The organism is Micromonospora chokoriensis (assembly GCF_000718555.1).
In the GTDB taxonomy this organism is placed as follows: domain Bacteria; phylum Actinomycetota; class Actinomycetes; order Mycobacteriales; family Micromonosporaceae; genus Micromonospora; species Micromonospora chokoriensis_B.
Map to the genome: position 1 here is coordinate 23,837 of NZ_JOAN01000029.1, position 21,204 is coordinate 45,040.

At 69.6% G+C, this 21,204-nt stretch carries 17 protein-coding genes; 8 read left to right on the forward strand and 9 right to left on the reverse strand.

The features are described 5' to 3' along the window. Positions 1 to 24 precede the first annotated feature (24 nt). Positions 25 to 963 carry a family 43 glycosylhydrolase gene (locus IF46_RS0129145; protein ID WP_036393632.1) on the reverse strand — a complete coding sequence of 313 codons (939 nt, stop codon included), beginning with the start codon at positions 961 to 963 and terminating at the stop codon, positions 25 to 27. Positions 964 to 1,037: 74 nt separating this feature from the next. After that, positions 1,038 to 2,063 carry a LacI family DNA-binding transcriptional regulator gene (locus IF46_RS0129150; RefSeq protein WP_030491607.1) on the reverse strand — a complete coding sequence of 342 codons (1,026 nt, stop codon included), beginning with the start codon at positions 2,061 to 2,063 and terminating at the stop codon, positions 1,038 to 1,040. 375 nt (positions 2,064 to 2,438) lie between these two features. On the opposite strand from IF46_RS0129150, the gene IF46_RS0129155 reads away from it, so the two are divergent. The 8 genes from IF46_RS0129155 (at position 2,439) to IF46_RS0129190 (ending at position 13,817) form a co-directional block, all read left to right on the forward strand. Next, positions 2,439 to 3,794: an ABC transporter substrate-binding protein gene (locus tag IF46_RS0129155; RefSeq protein WP_030491608.1), complete on the forward strand. Its 1,356-nt coding sequence runs from the start codon at positions 2,439 to 2,441 to the stop codon at positions 3,792 to 3,794. Then, on the forward strand, positions 3,791 to 4,744 hold the full coding sequence (locus IF46_RS0129160; protein WP_030491609.1) for a carbohydrate ABC transporter permease: 954 nt from the start codon (positions 3,791 to 3,793) through the stop codon (positions 4,742 to 4,744). Before IF46_RS0129155 ends, IF46_RS0129160 begins: the two co-directional genes overlap by 4 nt. Further along, positions 4,741 to 5,565, forward strand: a complete 825-nt coding sequence (locus IF46_RS0129165; RefSeq protein WP_030491610.1) for a carbohydrate ABC transporter permease — start codon at positions 4,741 to 4,743, stop codon at positions 5,563 to 5,565. Before IF46_RS0129160 ends, IF46_RS0129165 begins: the two co-directional genes overlap by 4 nt. A gap of 3 nt (positions 5,566 to 5,568) precedes the next feature. Further along, positions 5,569 to 6,723 carry a serine hydrolase domain-containing protein gene (locus tag IF46_RS0129170; protein ID WP_084598097.1) on the forward strand — a complete coding sequence of 385 codons (1,155 nt, stop codon included), beginning with the start codon at positions 5,569 to 5,571 and terminating at the stop codon, positions 6,721 to 6,723. A gap of 118 nt (positions 6,724 to 6,841) precedes the next feature. Then, positions 6,842 to 9,394 (forward strand): glycoside hydrolase 43 family protein, encoded by a 2,553-nt coding sequence (locus IF46_RS0129175; protein WP_232234211.1) that lies wholly within the window; start codon positions 6,842 to 6,844, stop codon positions 9,392 to 9,394. A gap of 204 nt (positions 9,395 to 9,598) precedes the next feature. Continuing rightward, positions 9,599 to 12,019 carry a family 43 glycosylhydrolase gene (locus tag IF46_RS0129180; RefSeq protein WP_030491613.1) on the forward strand — a complete coding sequence of 807 codons (2,421 nt, stop codon included), beginning with the start codon at positions 9,599 to 9,601 and terminating at the stop codon, positions 12,017 to 12,019. Positions 12,020 to 12,045: 26 nt separating this feature from the next. Beyond that, a complete protein-coding gene (locus IF46_RS0129185) occupies positions 12,046 to 12,678 on the forward strand; it encodes a hypothetical protein (protein ID WP_030491614.1) in 633 nt (210 codons plus the stop codon). 59 nt (positions 12,679 to 12,737) lie between these two features. Continuing rightward, positions 12,738 to 13,817, forward strand: a complete 1,080-nt coding sequence (locus IF46_RS0129190) for a hypothetical protein (RefSeq protein ID WP_198041564.1) — start codon at positions 12,738 to 12,740, stop codon at positions 13,815 to 13,817. Between the two features lie 59 nt (positions 13,818 to 13,876). Here the strand turns inward: IF46_RS0129190 and IF46_RS0129195 are convergent, their stop codons facing one another. The 7 genes from IF46_RS0129195 to IF46_RS0129225 form a co-directional block, all read right to left on the reverse strand. Next, complete coding sequence (locus tag IF46_RS0129195) at positions 13,877 to 15,190, reverse strand: hypothetical protein (protein ID WP_030491616.1); 1,314 nt, start codon at positions 15,188 to 15,190, stop codon at positions 13,877 to 13,879. 125 nt (positions 15,191 to 15,315) lie between these two features. After that, positions 15,316 to 16,119 (reverse strand): inositol monophosphatase family protein, encoded by an 804-nt coding sequence (locus IF46_RS0129200; RefSeq protein WP_030491617.1) that lies wholly within the window; start codon positions 16,117 to 16,119, stop codon positions 15,316 to 15,318. Then, a complete protein-coding gene (locus tag IF46_RS0129205; RefSeq protein ID WP_157563625.1) occupies positions 16,119 to 17,549 on the reverse strand; it encodes a hypothetical protein in 1,431 nt (476 codons plus the stop codon). Before IF46_RS0129205 ends, IF46_RS0129200 begins: the two co-directional genes overlap by 1 nt. A gap of 177 nt (positions 17,550 to 17,726) precedes the next feature. Continuing rightward, complete coding sequence (locus IF46_RS0129210; protein WP_030491619.1) at positions 17,727 to 18,173, reverse strand: iron chaperone; 447 nt, start codon at positions 18,171 to 18,173, stop codon at positions 17,727 to 17,729. Positions 18,174 to 18,356: 183 nt separating this feature from the next. After that, entirely contained in the window at positions 18,357 to 19,064 is a 708-nt protein-coding gene (locus IF46_RS0129215; RefSeq protein WP_030491620.1) for an NADPH-dependent F420 reductase, read from the reverse strand. A gap of 28 nt (positions 19,065 to 19,092) precedes the next feature. Beyond that, on the reverse strand, positions 19,093 to 20,121 hold the full coding sequence (locus IF46_RS0129220; RefSeq protein WP_030491621.1) for an LLM class flavin-dependent oxidoreductase: 1,029 nt from the start codon (positions 20,119 to 20,121) through the stop codon (positions 19,093 to 19,095). Further along, positions 20,114 to 21,163, reverse strand: a complete 1,050-nt coding sequence (locus IF46_RS0129225; protein ID WP_030491622.1) for an LLM class flavin-dependent oxidoreductase — start codon at positions 21,161 to 21,163, stop codon at positions 20,114 to 20,116. The genes IF46_RS0129220 and IF46_RS0129225 overlap by 8 nt, the downstream gene beginning before the upstream one ends. Positions 21,164 to 21,204 lie beyond the last annotated feature (41 nt).

Genomic DNA, 21,204 nt, shown 5'->3' on the forward strand with positions numbered 1-21,204 from the left:
ACGCCTCAGCCCGGACCTGTCCGGTTACGGCCCTTCGGCCACGGCCAACCCGGCCGAGGCTTCGTAGCGCACGGGAATGGGGTCGGTGAGTTCCCCGACGAACGTTCCGTTGACGTGGTCGAGGAAACCGACGAGGGACCAGCCGTCGGCGGGTCCGGGGACCAACCGAGGTGCGTACAGGTGCGGGTGCGTGAACGGCTGAGCGGATGCGATGTCCCACGGGCCGAGGGTGCTCTCGCCGGTCGCCACCCAGATCCGGTGGTCGTCGCGCCGCGCGCTGCCGGTGGCGTCGGTGGAGAAGAGCAGCAGCGGCTGCCCGTCGAGGACCGCGACCTGGGGCACCTCAAGGTGACCGAAGCCGGCCGGTGTCGACAGCGGCGGCGCGACGGTCCAGGTGACGAGGTCGGTGGAGGTGGCATGGCCGACGACGCCACGGGTGTTCGCCGGCCCCGTGTTGGCGCGGGCGGTGATGAGCATGTGCCAACCCTTGCCGTCCGGGTCGGGGAACACCCACGGATCACGCCACGCCTGCTCGTACCACAGCTCCTTGTCCAGCAGCTCGTACCAGGTGGGGTCGGCCTGGACGATCGGCTCGGTGCCGTGCCGGTGCCAGGTGGTGAGGTCGTCGGAGACGGCCAGTCCGATGCGTTGGACGAGCCCGTCCTCGGCGCGACCGACCCCGGTGTAGAACAGGTACCACCGTCCGTCCGGCCCGCGGACCGTGCAGCCCGTCCAGGTCGCCAGGTCGTCCCAGCTGGGAGTGTCGGCGGGGACCAGGGCGTCGGCGACCAGACGCCACGAGCGCAGGTCCGTCGAGACGGCGTGGCCGATCGTGGCCCGGCGGTGGCGGCGGTGCGGATCGTGCAGGGCGCGGGACGCGCGCAGGAAGAACACGTGCCAGAGGCCGTTGTCGTCACGCGCGTACCAGCTGTCCCACACCCAGTGGTCGGGTAGGCGAAGCATGGTCGGAACCTAGCACTAAACCGTTTTAGCGGCGGACGAGGCCAGCCCGACTGGCCGGTTCGGCGGGGCGGGGGTCAGCCGGCCGGAGGCGCGAGGGATTGGCGTCGGCGCAGGGGCATCGCCACGAGCGAGGGCTCGGCTGCGCCGCCGTCCAGAAGCAGCTCGACCGAGCGCCGTCCCATCTGCTCGTGCGGCAGCGCCGTGGTGGCCAGGCTGGGACGCAGCCAGGCGGCGATCGGGTCGTCGTCGAACGAGATGACCGAGATGTCCTCCGGGACGGTAAGCCCCGCCTCGCCGAGTGCCTGGTAGGCGCCGAAGGCCAGCCGGTCGTTCATGCAGATGATCGCGCTGGGGCGCTTCGGCTTGCTCAGCAGAGCGCGCATGGCGGCGTAACCGTGTTCGGGCAACCACTCGGCGCAGAAGCACTCGGCCAGCAGGCTGACGTCCGCCTCGCCCAGCGTCTGCCGGATGCCGTGCAGGCGGGCACGGGCGGCGAGCGAGACCTCGGGGTCGTCCTCCTTGAGTCGGTTGCGGCCGATGAGCGCGATCGCGTCGCGGTGGCCAAGCTCCAGCAGGGCGGCGGCGACGCAGCGGCCGGCCCCCTCGTCGTCGGGGAGCACGCTGGGCAGGCCGTCGGGGCTGGTGGCGTTGAGCAGCACCACCGGGCCGCCGAGGATCGCGGCGGGCACCGTCAACCGGCGGGTCGCCATCGCCGCGTAGATCACGCCGTCGACCTGCCGGTCGAGGACAGCCTCGATCGCGTACTGCTCGAAGGTGGCGTCGCCCTGCGTCTCGGTGATGAGCAGGACGTGGTCGCGTTCACGAGCCGCGTCGAGGGCGCCGCGGATGAGGTCGCCGGCGAACCGGGTGGTGGCCACGATGTCGGACACGAACGCGATGGTCGCTGTCTTGCGGGTACGCAGGCTGCGCGCCGCGAGGTTGGGCCGGTAGCCGAGCTCCTCGGCGGCGGCGAACACGCGCTGGTGCGCCTCGGCTGAGAGTCGGGTGCCCTCTCTGCCGTTGAGCACCATCGACGCGGCCGTCTTGGACAGCCCGGCTCTGCGCGCGACGTCGGCGAGTGTTGCTCTGTTGCGGCCCATCAGTCCTCCGAATCAGGCGCGGCGCCACTGACGCCGCTCCTGCCCATCATGATGCGTCGCCGTCCGGGATCCCGCGTCGGTCGCGTCGGGCGTGGTGTGACCCCGACGTTTCCGCACCGTTGCCAAGTTGTCCTTGACAGCTTCCCGTGCCACGCGCATGCTCTGCTAAATCAGTTTAGCGACCACTTCTGGTGCATCCAGAGGCGCCTTCGGTGGCCGTGCCGGGTTCCTTTTTGCTGACGGTACGGGTGCCGCGCTCGGGCGACTGGTCACGGCGTACGTGTCGTGGCCGCCACCGGAGTCGCGGTGGTCCCGGTGGAGCCGTCGCGCGGCCCCTGGGCCGCGCGACGCGTGGAGATGTCGAGGAGTCATGAAATGGCAGAATTGCTGACAAAGTTTCCGCGGCGGAGAACGGTGCTCCTCGCGTCGCTGCTGGCGGTCGGAATGACCGCGACGGCCTGTAGCGCGCCGGGGGAGGACCGGTCGTCGAACCCGACGTCCGACACCGCCGTCAAGACGGAGTTGGGGGCCGACCCGATCACCCTCCAGATGTACGCGGAGACCGGCTTCCCGCTGGCCAAGGCGTTGGCCGACGAGTTCTCCAAGCAGCACTCGAACGTCACGTTCAACATTCGCGAGGACCAGTTCACGGTGATCGTGGAGAACGCCCCGCGGGTGATGGCCTCGGACAACTCGCCCGACATCATCCGACTCCCCACCATGGTCGACCTGGTCAAGGACGACCTGCTCAAGAACCTCGACCCGTACTTCACCGCGTACGGCTGGGACAAGTTCCCCGCCTCGCAGCTCATGCAGCTGCGGGTTGGCGAGAACACCCGGGGCACCGGCTCGCTGTACGGGATGGGGCTCGGTTACAGCGTCACCGGCGTCTTCTACAACAAGAAGCTGGCCACTCAGATCGGCATGACCCAGCCGCCGGCCACGGTCGCCGAGTTCGAGGAGTTGCTGGCCAAGGCGAAGACCGGCGGGGTCCAGCCGATCATGCAGTTCAACAAGAACACCGCGGGCATCAACTTCCCGCACCAGGCGCTGCAGAACCAGTTCGGCGACCCGACCCAGGTCGCTGACTGGATCTTCCAGAAGCCGGGGGCCACCTTCGACACCCCGGCCGCCCTGAAGGCCACCCAGACCATCCAGAAGTGGGCGCAGGCCGGCTACTTCACCAAGGACGCCAACGCCCTGGACTACGCGGGCATGGTGGGGGAGTTCCAGAAGGGCAACGGCCTGTTCATGTTCAACGGCGACTGGGAGTCGGCCAACCTCGACAAGGCGATGCCCGGCAACGTGGGCTTCTTCCTCTTCCCCACCGAGTCTCCCGGTGCGAAGCACGTGGCGATGTCCGCCCCCAACACCTTCGGCGTCTCCGCCAAGGCCAAGAACCCGGACGCCGCCGCGTACTTCCTGAACTGGGTCCACACCAACGCCAAGGCACGCGAGATCTCGGTGACGGTCGGCGGCTCCAGCCCCGGCGGCCCGAGTGACCTGCCGGTGCCGAGCGCCGCCGAAAACACCGTGCTGGCCGAGACTCTGAAGGCGTCGCAGCAGCTCGGTGCGGAGAACGGCGCGGTGGACTTCACCGCGAACGCGACCGGCGGCATCTTCGCCGCCGCGATCACGCCGGAGATGCAGAAGCTGATCGCCGGCCAACAGACGCCCGAGGGGTACGTGAAGGCGGTCCAGGCCGAGTATCAGAAGGAACTGTCCCGATGACGTCTGCCCTCGGCAGCGCACCAACCGGGCGTGACGATCGTCGTGCCCGTCCCACCCCCACGCGGGCCTACCGGTTTCGGTGGGCCCGCGCGGCCGGGACCGGCTGGTTGTACGTCCTGCCCGCCCTGGTGATGTACGCGGTGTTCGTCCTGCGCCCGCTCGTCCTGACGTTGCAGTACTCGCTCTACGACTGGAACGGGATCGGGGTGGCCCGCTGGGTGGGCCTGGACAACTACCTCACCGTCTTCACCGACAGCGACCTGCTGAAGATCATCGGCAACGCGGTCGTCCTGATCGTCTTCTTCAGCTTCATTCCCGTGGCGCTCGGGCTGTTGGTGGCCAGCATGGTCCGCCGGATCACCACCGGCGCGTTCGGGACCGTGGTCCGGACCATCCTGTTCCTGCCGCAGGTCATCCCCCTGGTGGCGGCGGGCATCGCGTGGAGCTGGTTGCTCTCGTCGAACGGTCTGGTCAACCAGGTGCTGCGCGCGGTCGGGCTGGGTGGCGTCGCCCGCGCGTGGCTCGGCGACTTCGACACGGCACTGCCTGCGGTGGGCGTGATCGGGGCCTGGGTCCTGCTCGGCCTCTGCACGATCCTGCTGGTCACCGGCATGAGCAAGATCGATCCAGCGCTGTACGAGGCCGCCCGTCTCGACGGCGCCGGGCCGGTACGCGAATTCCTCGCCGTGACCCTGCCCAGCCTGCGCCAGGAGATCGGCGTCTGCCTCACGGTGACGATCATCGCCGCGCTGGCGAGCTTCGACATCGTCTACATCTCCACCAGCGGCGGCCCCGGCCTCCAGACCACCGTGCCGGGCCTGGAGATCTACCGGCTGGCCTTCTCGCAGCGGCAGGTCGGGCTCGCCTCGGCGCTCGCTGTCGTGCTCATGCTGCTGGTGCTGGCGTGTGTGCTGCCGATCCAGCGACTGACCCGAGGGGAGAAGCCGTGAACCTGAGCCGACGCGAACAGGTGACCGGCCGCGTCTTCCTGATCGCCCTGATCGTCGTCACCCTGCTGCCGTTCGTGAGCATGCTCTCGGCGGCGTTGCAGCCGCGTGGCACCGTGCCCAGTGGCCTCGAGTGGCCGTCCGACCCGCAGTGGGGGAATTTCGCCGACGCCTTCACGGCCGCGAACATGGGTGCCCTGCTCCGCTCCAGCCTGCTCATCGTGGCTGGCGTCGTGCCGGTGTCGGTGCTCATCGCGACCATGGCCGGCTTTGGGCTCGGTCAGCTGCGGGTGCCCGGTGGCCGACTGGTCTTCGGCCTCCTGCTGCTCGGTCTGACCCTGCCCTTCGAGGCCGTGGTCACCCCGCTCTATTACCAGATGCAGGACTTCGGCCTGCTCAACACGCGCTGGGCCATCATCCTGCCGCTGATCGGCCTGTACATGCCGTTCGCGGTGTTCTGGATGCGGGCGCACTTCACCAACGTGCCGGTCGAGCTGTCCGAGGCGGCCCGGGTGGACGGCAGCAGCACGTGGCAGTTGTTCTGGCGGGTCCAGGTGCCACTCGCCCGGCCGGCGATCGCCTCGTTGACGATCCTGATGTTCCTCTGGACGTGGAACCAGTTCCTGCTCGCCATCGTCCTCGTCGACGACGCCACCAAACGCACCATGGCCGGCGCGCTCGGCGCGTTCCAGGGCCAGTGGGGCACCGACCTGGTGCTGCTGTGTGCCGGCTCGCTGCTGATTCTCACCCCCACCCTCATCGTGTTCCTGATCTTCCAGCGACAGTTCATCAAGGCCCTGATCCAGGGGTCAGTGAAGGGGTAGGCAGTGGTCATCGAGCCGCAGATCCACGGCGACGTCGACGAACGCTACGGGCGCGTCGCCGACGTCTTCCGCGACAACTTCAGCTCCGGGGCAGAGGTCGGTGCCGCGGTGACCGTCTACGTGCGGGGCCGCAAGGTCGTCGACCTGTACGGCGGGGTGGCCGACACCCGCACCGGGCGGCCCTGGGACGCGCACACACCGGTCGTCGTCTTCTCCTGCACCAAGGGGATCCTGGCGATCTGCGCCTACCTGCTGGTCCAACAGGGCCGGCTCGACCTGGACGCCCCGGTGACGCGCTACTGGCCGGAGTTCGGCGCGCACGGCAAGGCGCAGATTCCCGTGCGCTGGTTGCTCACCCACCAGGCCGGTCTGCCCGCAGTGGATCGGCCGCTGACCCTCGACGAGGTCCTGGCCTGGGATCCGGTCATCAAGGCGATCGAGGCGCAGGCACCGCTGTGGGTGCCCGGCACCGCGCACGGCTACCACTCGATGACCTACGGGTGGCTGGTCGGAGAGGTGATCCGCCGGGTCACCGGGCAACTCCCCGGTGCGTTCTTCGCCGACACCGTCGCGGACCCGCTCGGCCTGCGCACCTGGCTCGGGCTTCCCGCCGCCGAGCGCGACACCGTCGCCTGGGGCCTGGCGCCGCCTCCGGACGCCGACCCGTTCGTGGACCCGGTCGCGGAACGAGGCATCACCATGGGCGGTGCCTTCGCCTTTCCCGCCGACGCCGGCGGTCTGGTGAGCTTCAACGACGGCGCCATCCGGGCCGCCGGTGTCCCCGGCGCGGGTGCGGTGAGCACCGCGGACGGCCTCGCCCGCCTCTACGCCGCCTGCGTGTCGAACCTCCAGGATGGACCGCTGCTCACGGCCGTGTCGGTGGACGACGCGGTGGTCGTTCGTTCGCGTGGTCAGCAGCGGCATGGCCCGCCGGACACCGGGCAGCGCTGGGGCACCGGCTTCCTGCTGCACTCGCCACCTGCCCGGCCGCTGCTGGGTGAGCGCAGTTTCGGCCACGATGGCGCGGGCGGAAACCTGGCCTTCGCCGACGCCGAGCATCAGGTGGGCTTCGGCTATGTGGTCAACCAGATGCGCGGGATGGGCGACGAGCGCGCCAACCGGCTCACCGCCGCCCTCCGCGCCTGCCTGTCGGACTGAGGCGTCCGGGCCGGGCTGGTGCGGTTGGGGTGTCCTCTGTGGAGGGTGCACGGTGTTACGGGGATAGTTCGGGCACGTTTCATAGATAGTCTTGACAGGCGTTGTTAGCGATAACACGATGGCCTTCACGCCGCTCTCGCGTTTGGAGCTTGCCTTGGTCGTGTCGGTCCGCTCACGTGTTCTGAACTCGTCCCGCACGTTCGCTGCGAACAGCCTGAACGCCGTCGCCCACCACGCCGTGACCGCGCTGACCCGGCTGACGTCCACGGTGCGTCCCCGTCGTCTTCGTTCACTGTGTGCGCTCGCATCGGCCGCCGTTCTCGTCGGTGCGAGCCTGGTTGCCACACCCGCTGCCGCGCACGCCGGTGACGGGTGGTCACCTCGCTCGTCGTACACCTCGACCGACACCGGCGCCGGCACCTACTCGGTGCCGCTGCTCAACGCCGACGTGCCGGACATCAGCGTCGAGCGCGTACCGGCCGCCGAGAACGACGAGGGCCGCGACATCTACTACATGATCAGCACGACGATGCACCTGAGCCCGGGTGCGCCGATCATGAAGTCGTACGACCTGGTCAACTGGGAGATCGTCAACTACGTCTTCGACCGGGCGAGCGTCGGCGACGCCTTCTCGCTGCGCAACGGCCAGAACTCGTACGGCCAAGGTCAGTGGGCGTCGTCGCTGCGGTACCACGACGGCACCTTCTACGCCGTCTTCAACACCAACAACCTCAGCGGGGCGTACCTCTACCGCACCGACGACATCGAGAACGGCGCGTGGCAGCGCACCGCCCTCGGCCGTGGTCTGCACGACCCGTCGCTCTTCTTCGACGTCGACGGCACGCCGTACATCTTCTACGGCTCCGGTGGCACCAGCGCCGTACGCCTCAACGCCGACCTGACGGCCATCGCGCAGGACTACCCGAACATCTTCACGGCGAGCAACTACTCCGGGCAGCCGTTCATCGGTGGCCTGTTCGAGGGTGCGCAGGTCTACTACATCGACGGCTGGTACTACGCCGTCATCATCACCTGGCCGTCCGGGCAGGGACGCCAGGTCGTCATGTTCCGGTCGAAGGACCTGCTCGGGCGCTACACCTCGGCCGGCGGCGTCAACACCTACGAGGCGCGCGGAGTGCTCAACTCCAACGGCTTCGCCCAGGGCAGCCTGGTGCCGATCAGCCGCGAGGGCGGTCAGACCGACTGGCACGGCATGTTCTTCCGGGACACGTTCCCGATCGGCCGGATCCCGGCGCTCATCCCCGCCACCTGGCAGAACGGCTGGCCGACCTTCGGCACCAACGGGGTCGTGCCGGTCAACGGCCTGTTCGACAAGCCGATCAAGCTCAGCCCGGCCGAGGAGCTGTTCGAACGGCAGAAGAGCATCGTCGCCTCGGACGACTTCGCCAACGACGCGCCGCACAAGGCGTACCAGGACGAGCAGTGGACGGCCCCGGCCCCGCTCGACCCGGCGGAGATCGCCCCGAACGGCTCCCGGCTGGACCTGGCGTGGGAGTGGAACCACGCCCCGGACAACCGGTACTGGTCGCTCACCGACCGCGACGGCTGGCTGCGGTTGACGGCCGGCAAGGTGGTCACCGGCCAGTACGTCTACACGAAGCTCTCCAACCGGGCCGAGCTGGCGTGGTTCGAGGAGGCCCGCAACACGCTCTCGCAGCGGACGTTCGGGCCACGCCAGTCGGTGCAGACCCGGATGGACATCTCCGGGATGCGCAACGGTGACGTCGCGGGTCTCGCGGCCTACAACCGCGGATTCTCGTACGCGGCGGTCAAGCGCGTCGGCGGCGTCAACACGCTCGGCGTCGTGAACCGCTCGCAGCCGTTCGCTGTCGACCTCGACCAGTCGACGCTGGAGAGCTTCGTGTCGGGCTCCACGGTGTCGCTGGGCGACGCGACCGAGGTGCACGTGAAGGCCGACCTCGACTTCGCCTCGCCGGTCGGCCAGCTGTGGACGACGTTCTACTACAGCCTGGACGGCATCCAGTGGACCCGGCTGGGCAACCGCGTCGGCCCGCAGGCGCTCGACGGCAGCCTCGCGCACTTCATGGGTCACCGGGTGGGCCTGTTCAACTACGCGACCCAGGAGACCGGCGGGCACGTCGACTTCGACGACTACCTGCTCAGCGACGTGCTGACCGCGCAGGCCCGGCCGCTGGACACCACCGCCCTGGACGCGGCCATCGCCCACGCGCAGACGCTCGACGCGCGCCACTACCCGGCCGACGCCTGGGCCGCCACGCAGTCCGCGCTCGCGGCGGCGACGTCGGTACGGGCCGGTCAACTCGGCACCCAGAACCAGATCGACGCACCGGAACGGGCACTCAGCTACCAGTTGGCCCGGCTCGGAGTGCTTGCGGCCCTGCCCGGGACCGCCACCGCTGAGGTGCGCTGCCTCGGTGGCAAGGCGTACGTGGCGGTGCAGGCCCGCAACGACTCGGACGCGCCGGTCGAGATCACCGTGCAGACCCCGTACGGCAGCCGGTCGTTCGCGGGCGTCGCGCCGGGGGCGAACGTCTACCAGTCGTTCAACACCCGCGCTTCGTCGGTGCCGGCCGGTTCGGCGACGGTCCGGGTCACCGGGTCGGTAGCGGGCCAGGACGTGACCACCGTGCGCACCGCGCAGCACCCCGCCAGCGCCTGCGGCGGATAACCCCACCCCGAGCCCTCGGCTCACCGACCAGCCCCACCGACGACCGGTCGTGCGGCGCGGAACAGCGGGATCTGTTCCGCGCCGCCGGCCTCGGTCGGAGCGGTGGCGGCAGTCGACCCCTGATGTCCGGAACACCCAAGGAAGCGCACCCACCGATCCCCCGTACACCGATGACCGCACGTCAGAGTCGAAGGAGGATGTCTCGTGGAACAACGCATGCGACGAGCGACCCGAGGACGGGTCGCGGCGATCGCGACAGTTGGCCTGATGCTGGCCACGGGGTTCGTCGCCGCAGCGGCGCCGGTCCAGGCCGCCGACACGAATCTCGTCGTCAACGGCGGGTTCGAGGACGGCCTGGCCAACTGGTTCGTCAACAACGGAAACGCCTCCGACGGGGCCCAGTTGTCGGCCACCTCGGATGCCTACTCCGGCGCGAACGCCGCGCTCGTCGCCAACCGGACGACGACCGGATCCGGACCGATGCAGGACCTCAGCGGCAAGGTGCAGGCCGGCCAGGCATACACCCTGACCGCCCGCATCAAGTACGAGAACGAGAGCGGACCAGCCACGAAGCAGTTCTTCGCCACCATGCACTACGGCGGTGGCACCTACACCAACCTCGTCAGCGTGACGGCGACGAAGGGGCAGTGGGCGCAGTTCAACGGGACGTTCACGATCCCGACCGGGCAGAGCGTGTCGACGGCACGCCTGTTCTTCGAGACCCCCTGGACGAGCACGCCGTCCACGGACCCCGCCCTGCACCTCATGGACTTCAAGCTCGACGACGTGTCGGTGATCGGCGCGGCACCGCCCGCGCCGGCGTCGAAGACGATCGAGGTCGTCGGCAAGCTGCCTGGGGAACACAACCCGTTGATCGGGCACAAGTTCGGCGCTGACGGCTTCGGCTTCGTGCACGACGGCCGGGTGTACATGTACATGACCAACGACACCCAGGGGTACGCCCCGAACCCGACCACGGGCGTCTCGCCGGGGATCAACTACGGCGACATCAACCAGATCACGGTGATCTCCTCGGAGGACCTCGTGAACTGGACGGACCACGGGGAGATCCAGGTCGCCGGCCCGAACGGGGTGGCGCCGTTCACCGCCAACTCGTGGGCTCCGGGCATCACCAAGAAGGTGGTGAACGGGGTGGAGAAGTTCTTCCTCTACTACGCCAACGGCGGTGGCTCCAGCAACGTGATCACGGGTGCGTCGCCGCTCGGCCCGTGGACCAGCGAGCGCACGAGCACGCTTATCGATGGCCGGACCCCCGGTGCCGAGGCGGTCGCGTGGAAGTTCGACCCGGCCCCGTTCGTCGATGACGATGGCCAGCCGTACCTCTACTTCGGTGGTGGCCCCGCGTCGACGAGCATGCCGCCGGCCGAGCGCTTCAACAACCCGAAGAACATCCGGTCGATCGAACTCGGCGACGACATGGTCTCGACCGAGGGGACGGCCGCGGTGGTCGACGCCCCGGTCGCCTTCGAGGCGGGTCACGTCTTCAAGCGTGCGGGTAAGTACTACTTCTCGTACTCCTCGCACTTCGGCGGGAACGACTTCGGTGGCAGCCAGCAGCCGCTTCCCGGTTACCCGGGGGGTGGCCAGATCGGCTACATGATCTCCGACGGCCCGATGTCGTGGGCGAAGGAGACCTACGCCGGTGTGCTCTTCCCGAACCAGTCGCAGTTCTTCGGGGCCGGCACCGGTGGCAACAACCACCAGTCGGTGTTCGAGTTCGGGGGCAAGTACTACTTCACCTACCACGCCCCGACGCTCAACAAGCGCATCAACGGCAACACCACCCAGGGGTACCGCAGCCCGCACATCCAGCAGTTGACCTTCAACCCGGACGGCACGATCCAGCAGGTCGTCGGCACCTACGCCGGCGTGGACCAGGTTCGCGACTTCGACCCGTACCGCGTCTTCGAGGCCGAGACCTTCGGCTGGAGCAAGGGCGTCGCGACCACGAAGGTCGACGGCAGCTCCGCCCAGTTCGGCGGCGCGGCACCGAACCTGGTGGTCCGCGACATCGACAACGGCGACTGGACGGCGCTGTCCTCGGTGAACTTCGGTGCCAGCGGCGCGCAGAGCGTCAAGGCGCGGGTGCGGGCGCTCGCCGCCGGCGGGCAGGTCCAGGTCCGGCTGGACGACGTCAACGGTCCCGTCGTCGGCACGGTCGCGGTCGACACGCCGGTCGGCCAGTGGGCCGAGGTGAGCGCCGCACTCACGGGCGTCAGCGGCGTGCACGACGTCTACTTCACCTATACCGGCCCGGCCGGCGTCGACCTCTTCGAGATCGACAACTGGGCCTTCCAGGCGGCCACCCTCGACCTGCCCGTCACGGTCACCGCGTCGACGCGGTGCGTGGGTGGCAAGGCGTACGTGGCGGTGCAGGCACGTAACGACCATGACGCGCCGGTAGGCGTCACCCTGCAGACGCCGTACGGCGAGCGGTCCTTCGCGGCCGTCGCGCCAGGGGCGAACGCCTACCAGTCGTTCAACACCCGTGCCGTGTCGGTGTCGGCGGGTTCGGCGACGGTCCGGGTGACCGGGGCGATCGGCGGACAGGACGTGACGACCGTCCGCACCGTGCAACACCCCGCCGGCACCTGCGGCGGATAACCCTCATGGCGGAGAACGGAGATCACATGAACTCATTCAAACGGCGGCAGCTGCTCGCGGCCTGCGCTGTCGGCGGCGTGCTGAGCGGTGCGGCGGTGCTGCCGTCGCCCGCACTGGCCGAGCCCGGTGACGACGCCAGCGTGCGGGTCACTGTCGACATCGACGAGATCAGGGAACCGGGCGTGCTCGCCCTGTCGATCGCCGGCGATTCCGTCGCGCTGTCCGAGGACGGCTCGACCCTGCTGGTTCGCCAGTTCGTCGGCACGCTCCCGACGGTGACGGTCACCGACACCCGCGTCGCCGACGAGGCTCCCGACGGCGCCAGCTGGGCGGTGCTCGGCAGCGCGACCGACTTCGCGGGCAACGCCGGCCAGGCGCCGATCACCGCCGACCACTTCGGCTGGAAGCCCCGCCTGCTCGACGGTGGGGAGACCGGCCTGGTCACCGAGGGCGAGGAGGTGGTGACCAGCCTGGACGAGGAGACCCAGCCGGGCAACAATGTCGGCCTCGTCGACCAGGAGTTGTTGGTCTCGGCCTTCGACTCCAAGGCGGTCGTCAGCGACTCGTACTCGGTCAACGCCGACCTGTATCTGCGGACCCCCGCGGAGGTCGCCGCCGGCGAGTACAGCTCCACGCTCACGCTCTCACTGTTCGAGTAGTGGCCTGGGCGGGGGCCCGGACCGGGCCCCCGCCCAGCCCCGTGCCGAAGGGTCGCCTCATGACCGTCACCCCGCTGCGCCGGGCGCTCGTCGTCCTCGCCGTCGCGTTCCTCGCGGTTGCGGCCGCGCCGACCCCGGCGGCGGCGGAACCAGACCCGAAGGCGTTGACCTGGACGGTCCAACCGGCCACCGCGAGTGGCCCGGACCAACGCCGGTGGATCAATGCCAGCCTCGACCCGGGGCAGGTCGTGACCGAGCACCTGGCGGTCCGGAACTTCAGCCGCAATGCTGTCGCCTTCTCCCTGAAGGCAGCCGACGGCTACCTCACCGACAAGGGTCGCTTCAACATGCTGTCGTCCGACCGGCCCTCGGTCGACGGCGGCACCTGGATCGACGTGCAGGAGAAGGTCACCGTCGGCCCCAACGAGACGAGGGTGGTGCCGTTCACGATCACGGTGCCCAGGAACGCCACCCCGGGTGACCACCCGGCCGGCATCGCCGCGACCGTCACCAGTACCGGCGGCACGGTCAACGTCGAGAGCCGGGTCGGGTTCCGGGTCATGATGCGGGTCAACGGCGCCGCCCGAGCGGCCCTGGCCGTCCGCGGCCTCACCGCGACGTACTCGCCGTCGTGGAACCCCTTCGCCGGTGGCACGGTGCGGGTGCGCTACACCGTCGAGAACGACGGCAACGTCTGGGTCAGTGGCACGAGCCACGTGGCGATGTCCGACCTTTTCGGCCGGACCAGCCACGACGCCACCAGCGCCGTTGAGGAGTTGCTCCCCGGCGGCACGCGGGAGGTGGCGGCCCGGGCCGACGGCGTCTGGGCCCTGGGCCGTCTCCGTACGACCGTCAGCACCTCGCCGACCCTGCTCGGTGAGGGCCAGTCCGGTGCCGACCTCCGACCGGCCTCCGCCACTGTCACCGCCTGGGTCGTACCGTGGGCTCAGCTCGCGCTGCTGTGTCTGCTCGCCGTGCTGCTCCTGGGCCTGCGGGCGGCGGCCCGCCACCGTCGGCGCCGGCTGGCCGGGCTGCTTGCTCGTGCCCGGCAGGAGGGCCGGCAGGAGGCTCAGGAGCCCGTGCTCGTCGGAGGTGCGCCCGCCGATGCCGAGCCCGACCCGGGCGACGCCCACCGGTAACCCGTCGGCGCGGGAGTGCGCGCTGCCGGATCGTGGCGAAGCGTCGCCCGGCCCCGGCCCTAGGGCTTGGCCCGGTCGAGCAGCCAGCCCAGGATGGTGCTGTCCTCGTAGGTTGGACCGAACGCCGCGTGGTAGTCCGGCAACGAGAACGCCGCGTCGGCGTACTCGGTGTAGCGCACGAGGTCGGCGACCTGCTCCGGCGTCTTACCCCGGGCGGCGTACGCCTGCCGTAGCGCGGCCGTGGAGTTGCGCGCGCCCGAGACGTTGAGCAAGTGGTCGTGCTCGCCGTGCGTGATCCACACCGGCACCTCGGCCGTGGCGATCGCGGTCGCCTGGGTGGCGTTGACCGGGAAACCACCGGTCACCAACCCGCCGGCGAATAGGTCCGGACGCTTGGCGAACGCCTCCCAGAGCAGTTGGGAGCCGTACGACACGGTGGTCGCGTACACCCGGCGGGTGTCCACCGCGAACTGCTTGACGAACTGGTCGAGCAGCTTGACCAGCAGGTCCGCCTCGGCGGCGCCACCTACCCGCTGGTGCTGGGGTGCCAGGACGATGACGTCCTCGGAGCTGCCGGTCCACTGCGGCTGGAGCCACGCGGTCGCCGGGATGTCGGCGGCGAGTTGGACGCCGAGGTTGTCGCCGTCCCAGCCCATCCCGTGCCCAGGCAGGACGACCATGAGCGGATACGCCCGGCCGGGCTGGTAGTTCTTCGGCAGGTGGTAGTGGTAGGGCAGCACCATTCCGCCACTGAGGAACGAGCCGTAGCTGAACTCGTCGACGAGTTGGTTTACCGGCTTCTCGGTGACCGGCCGGGACTCGCGCGGGGTGGCCTTGGCGAGCACCGGCCCCTTGCCGGCTCCACGGCCGGGCTGGCCGTGCACGTCCTTGCGCTGCGCCACCCGGGTCGGCAGCTCGGGGTTGACCTTGACGGTGCAGAGGAAGGTCGGGCACTTGGAGACGATGACCGTCGAGCCGCCGGTGTCGGCGGGGTCGAGCTCGACGATGACGTACCTGCCCGGTGCCGATCGGTGGTCGGATCGGGTGCCTGGCACTGCGTTGGTGTAGGTGTGGGTGATGGTTCGGTCGGCGAGCTTCGGCAGATCCTCGATGGGGTTGAAGCGGAAGTTGTAGATGGTGTCGGTCACCGAGAACGTGGCGGTGTCGAGGGTGCGGGGATTGACCGCCGCGGCGTACTCGATCGCCACCGCCGAGACCTTCTGGCCGTAGGTGTAGACGGTGGTGATCGGGGTGATGCTGCGGATTCCGTTCGCGGTGCCGGGGCTGCCGCCCGCGCTGCCGTACGCCGTGCCGGAGGCGCCAGCCAGGACGAGGGTGGCAGCGAGCGGGATCAGTCCTTTGCGCAGTCTCATGCGAGTCCTTCCTCGACGGTGGTGCGTTCAGCCAGCGATCCCGCCCGGGACGGAACGTGGGACGGGCCGGAGCGAGCCGGTCGCTAAACTGATTTAGCAGAGCATCGATGGCGGACCCGGCCGTGTCAATACCGCCTGCGGGTTCGGCGGATGAGCGTCAGCAGGGCAGAGTGCGTCCGCTCGTCCGCGGCCGCGACGAGACCGTCCCCACCGGCGTGCAGCGGCTGACCGTCGAGCCCGGTGACCACGCAGCCGGCCGCCTGGCAGAGCGCGATTCCCGCCGCGAAGTGGACGTCGTGCCGCAGGTGGTGGCGGTCCGTCACGTACGCGGCGCGGCGACCGGCAGCGACCCAGGCCACGGCCAGGGTGGTGGAGACCACGCGGGGGCGGAACTGTTCGATGAAGCTCTCGTCCGCGAGCAGGCGGGCGGCAAGGAACACGTTCTTGTTGGGGAATGGCGGGTCGAGATTGACGTCGACGAGCGTCGACTCGGCCGACGGGACGAGTCGCTCGTCCGTCCCCGCGCGCCGGACGTACGCGGCGATGCTGTCGGTCCAGAACACCTCGTCGGCGAACGGGTCCGCCGAGGCCCCCACGACGACGTCCGGCCCGTTGCGCAGAGCGACGTTGACCGAGGCCAGCATGGTCCGGGCGGCAAAGTTCAACGTGCCGCAGAGCGGGTCGACCAGCCACGTGCGCTCGCTGTCGCCCGTACCCGTGTGCCCGCTCTCCTCGGCCACCACGGCGTCGTCCGGACGTGCCGCGCGTAGGACGTCGAGGATGGCCTGCTCGGCCTCGACGTCGGCGGCGGTGGCGAAGTCGCCGGCGGTCTTCATGATGCGCGTCAGTGCTGATCCGTACCGGGAGCGGACGACTGCGGCTCCAGCTTGCGCCGCCTCGACGGCCAGCGCATGGTCTGTGATCGACATCAGCAGTCGCAGTCCGGCGGCACGATGTAGAAGTAGACGCTCCCGTTGCTCGCCTGGTACGTGGTGTTGCCACTCCAGGTGAATTCGTACTGGAACTGCGGGTAGGTGCTGGCGTCCACGGTCGGTGGCGAGTCGCGGTAGGAGAAGGTGCCGTCCTCGGCGGTGGTCACCCTCGGCAGGTCGACCGACGAGCCGTCCGGGCCGATCCGCCGCACGGTCAGCCGTAGCTTCGCGCCGATCGACTCCGCGTTGCCGTCGGTGACCCTGCCCTCGATGACCGCCTGCTGGCCGTTGAGGAGGGTGCGGTCGGGCGACGTGGCCTCGATGCCGGACGGCTGTTTCTGCACGGTGCCGGTGATGGTGCTGGTAGTTCTGCGGTGGGTGGAGTTGCCGCCCCACGTCACGGTGTAGGTCACCTGACCGGTCCTGCTCACGGTGTCGTCGAAGCCGAAGCCGCAGGAGGCGTCGGTGGTGACGCTCGGCAGTTGCTGCTCGGCACCGCCGTTGATCCGCCGGCTCAGGTGGACCACGGTCGGGCCCACGCAGGAGCCGACGTCGTAGGTCACGGCACCGGTGACCCGGAACGCCAACCCGAGGTACGCCGGGTCCGCCACCTGCCCCGCGATGTGCGAATCCGGCGACGACACGGTGATCTCGTGGCTGGCGGACGACGCCGCGTACACCGAATCACCGTGCCAGCTGACGGTGTAGACGTGTCGGCCGCCCTGGGTGGGCGTGTCGAGGACGGTGAAGGCCCCCCGGCTGTCGGTGGTGACGTTGGACAATTGCTGCACGGCACCGTCGAGGCGGTTGTTCCAGATGGTCCGGGTGACCGCCAGCGTCTGGGGCTGCGCGGGGGCCTCACCGTCGAGGCCCAGCGTGCCGGCGAGTGACAGTTGCCTGCCGTCCCTGCCGTTCGTCGGCCCGTCGAGGGTGAGCGTCGCGGCGCGGCCGGCGACCTGGACGGTCACTGAGGCGGTGCTGCCCTGGTAGTTCTCGGTCGGAAACCAGTAGGCGTCGTAGCGGAGGGGGCCGCTCAGCGGAGGAACGTCGGTGAGGGTGAAGGTGCCGTCGACCGCGGTGGTGGTGGTGAGCGTGGTCCAGGTTTCGTCCGGCACGACGCGGTTGACCGCCACCTCCTGCACCCCCGGATCGGTGCCGTCTTCCAGGGTGAGCTGACCGGTGATGGTGATCGGGTCGAGGGCCGTCGCGGAGGCGGGTGCGGCCAGGGTGATGGCCGACGTGGGCAGCGTCGGGTCATCGACCGCCCCGGCCACCCCGACGGCAGCGGCTGGCCGGGCCTCGGTGGCGGTGGCCGGCCCGGCCACGCTGACCGCGCCGGCGGCGACCAGGGTCACTGCGGCGGTCGCCCCGGCAATCTGGCGCGGTAGTGCGGCGCGGACCCGTGCGGAAGCTGATCGGTACGACATGGTCCCCCTGTCTGGAGCGACACGGCATCGCTCCGAGCGGGATGATGACCGGCCCCTCCGACAGGAATCGACCCCACTGCGCCGGCTGGCTCGACATCCTCACATGTCGATAAATGCGACACCGTCATAGGCCCCGTCCGGATCCCTGCGGTGGCGGTATGGACGCAGTGGGGAGGGTCAGGAGACCGCGGCCCGCACCAGCTCGGTGATCTTCTTTTCCACTGCTGAGCTCCACTGCCGCAACGCGTACGCCACCGGCCAGAGGTCCCCGTCATCAAGGTTGGCCGCGTCCTGGAAGCCCAGGGTCGAGTACCGGTAGTTGAACTTGCCGGAGTCCTGGAAGAAGACGACGATCTTGCCGTCCTCGTTCGCGTAGGCGGGCATCCCGTACCAGGTCTTCGGCGTCAGAGCCGGGGCGGCGGCGGTCACCGTCACGTGCACGCGCTCGGCCAGCGCGCGGTCCTCCGGCTCCATCTGCGCGATCCGGTCGAGGACCGCTTGCAGCCCATCCGCCTTCTTGGCACCCTTCTTGCCCTCGGCGCGAAGCTCGTCGGCGCGCTCCTTCATCGCGGCCCGCTCCTGCGGGCTGAAGCCATCGGACCCGTTCGTGGTCTTCGCGGACATTTTCGGGCTCCCTCTCGTCGTCCAGGTGCGGCGTGCAACCGTTCACCTGGGGAAAGGCTAGGCCGGACGGCGCTGGAAGGGCTTCTCGATTCCTGATCGGTTCGCAAGTCGGACAATAGGTGGCGGGCGAGACCGACCGGGCCTGCCCGGTGGCGCCAGTAAAGGGGGAGACGGCCAGGACCGTCAGCTGCCAGTCGTGCTCCGGGCGGCGGTGATGATCCGTCCCCGCTCCGACTCGCCGAAGCGGTCGAGCATGGCGCGCACCTCGTCGGCGCTCACGTTGGCGCCGAACAACTCGCTGCCCGGTTCGAGGCGTACCCCCTCGGCCAGCGGCCCGGCGACGACCGGGTCGAAGCCGAGCGCGTCCACGAGGGCCGCGACCTCGGTGAGATCGGCGCTGTCGTCGCCGGCGATCGCGATGGCCTTGCGGTCGGTCGTCCCCGCCGGTCGCGCCTCGTCCTCCAGATCGTGATAGCCCATGTGGTTGAACGCCTTGACCACGCGCGAGCCGGACAGGAACGCCTGGACGATCTCGCTCGACGAGGTACGCGGGTCGGTGAGGTCGGCGCGAATGCCGTCGATCTCCCACCAGTAGTTCATGGCGTCGACGACCAGCTTGCCGCGCAGCGCCTCGGCGGGAACGCTGCGGTACTTGCCCAGTGGTAGGGCGAGGATGACGATGTCGGCGTCGGCCGCCGCGTCGACCGCGGTGGTGGCCTGTGCCCCCGGGGCGAGGACCTCGACGGTGAGGGCGATCTTCGCCGGGTCGCCGGAGCCGGCGACCCGCACCCGGTAGCCGGCGGCGACGGCGAGCCGGGCGAGCACCGTGCCCACCTTGCCGGCCCCGAGGACACCGAGGGTCGCAGGCCGGCTGCGGTCGTTGACGTTCATGTCGTCCCTTTCGATACTGACGGTCTGATCAGGCCAGCAGGTCGCGGACCATGGGGATCACCTTCGAGCCGTACAGCTCCACGGCGCGCATGCGGGCGCTCACCGGTTGCGCTCCGGCCGAGTAGATGAGGTCGAACCGGCCGACGCCGAGGCTGCGGATCGCCCGGGCCATTCGGCGGGCCACGGTCTCCGGTGCGCCGATGTAGAGCGAGCCGTTCTCCACCTCGGAGTCGAACTCCTGACGGCGGATCGGTGGCCAACCCCGCAGCGCGCCGATCCGGTTGCGCATGACGCGGTAGTGCGGCCAGTACACCTCCTTGGCCTCCTCGTCGGTGTCGGCGATGAAGCCCGGAGAGTGCATTCCCACCGGGTGCGCGGTCGTACCGAGTTGCTCGGCGGCCCGGCGATAGAGGTCCATGTAGGGTGCGAAGCGCTCGGGTGCGCCGCCAATGATGGCGAGCATGAGCGGGAGCCCGTACTTGGCGGTCCGCACGACCGACTGCGGTGAGCCACCCACGCCGACCCAGGTGGAGAGGTGACCGGACTCGGTCTTCGGGAAGACATCGGCGTTTTCCAACGGGGCACGTAGGGTGCCGCTCCAGGTGACCGGCTTCTCGTCCAGCAACTGCGCGAACAGTTCGATCTTCTCCTCGAACAGCGTGTCGTAGTCGCGCAGGTCGTATCCGAAGAGCGGGAACGACTCGGTGAACGAGCCGCGACCGAGGATGACCTCGGCCCGGCCGTGCGAGAGCGCGTCCACGGTGGCGAAGCGCTGGAACACCCGTACCGGGTCGTCCGAGCTCAGCACGGTCACGCCGGAGGCCAACCGGATCCGTGCGGTGCGGGTGGCGATTCCGGCCAGCACCGTCTCCGGCGTCGAGACCGAGTACTCCGGCCGGTGGTGCTCGCCCAGCGCGATGACATCGACCCCGAGCTGGTCGGCGAGCACCGCCTCGTCGACGACCTGCCGGATGGCCGCCGCGTGGGAGACGAGCTTGCCAGCGTCGTCCTCCGGTACGTCGCCGAACGTGTCCAGGCCGAACAGGAGATCAGACATGGTGGGGCTCCTTCGCCAACAGCTCCCGGACCCGCGGCGCGACCTCACTGCCCAGCAGTTCGATGGTGCGCGCGCGAGCCTCGCGGGGCAGGTGCATGATGTCGTACTTCAGGTCGAAGCGGCTCAGCCGCAGGTCGCGAGCGACCGTGGCGATCTTGCGCGCCACCGTCTCGGGTGATCCGACGAAGAGCGCCCCGTGGTCGATTTCGGCCTCGTAGCGCGCGCGGTCCGGTTTGTAGAAGCCGCGTTCCGCGGCAAGGGCCGCCGCGACCGGCTGCCAGTATCGCCACCACGTCTCCACCGCCTCCTCGTCGGTGTCCGCGACAAGGCCGAGAGAGTGCTGCCCGATTGGCTGCGGGGTATGCCCGAACTGTTCGAGCGCCTTGGTGTAGAGCTCGACGTGGCCGGCGAAGCGCTGGGGACGCCCGCCGATGATCGCGAGCATGAGCGGAAGTCCGTGCCGGGCGGCGCGGGTCACCGAACTCGGGCTCCCCCCGACGCCGATCCAGGTCGGGATCCCACCGGGCTGCATCCGGGGGTGCAGGCGCTGCCCGGTCAGAGGGCTTCGCACCGTGCCGGACCAGGTGACCGGTTCGTCCTGCTGAAGCCGCAGGAAGAGGTCCAGCTTCTCCTCGAACAACCGCTCGTAGTCGGCCAGGTCGTAACCGAACAGCGGGAACGACTCGGTCGCCGATGCGCGTCCGAGGACGATCTGCGCGCGGCCGTTGGAGACGGCGTCGAGGGTGGCGAACTCGTGGTAGAGCCGTACCGGGTCGTTGGTGCTGAGCACGGTGACCGAGGTGCCGAGGCGAATCCGCTCGGTCGCCGTCGCGGCCGCCGCCAGCAACACGGGCGTCGCCGAGTCGTTGTGACCCTCGCGGTAGTGCTCACCGACGCTGAACACGTCGATCCCGGCCGACTCGGCGAGCCGTGCCTCGTCCACCAGTAGTCGTACGGTCTCGGCGTCGCTCAGGACCCGGTCGCCGTCGGTGGCCACCTCCCCGAACGAGTTGAGCCCCAGCTCGAAGTCTGCAGCTGCCATCGTCTCCTCCTCGGTGCGCTCATCCGGTGGCCGCAGAAGCG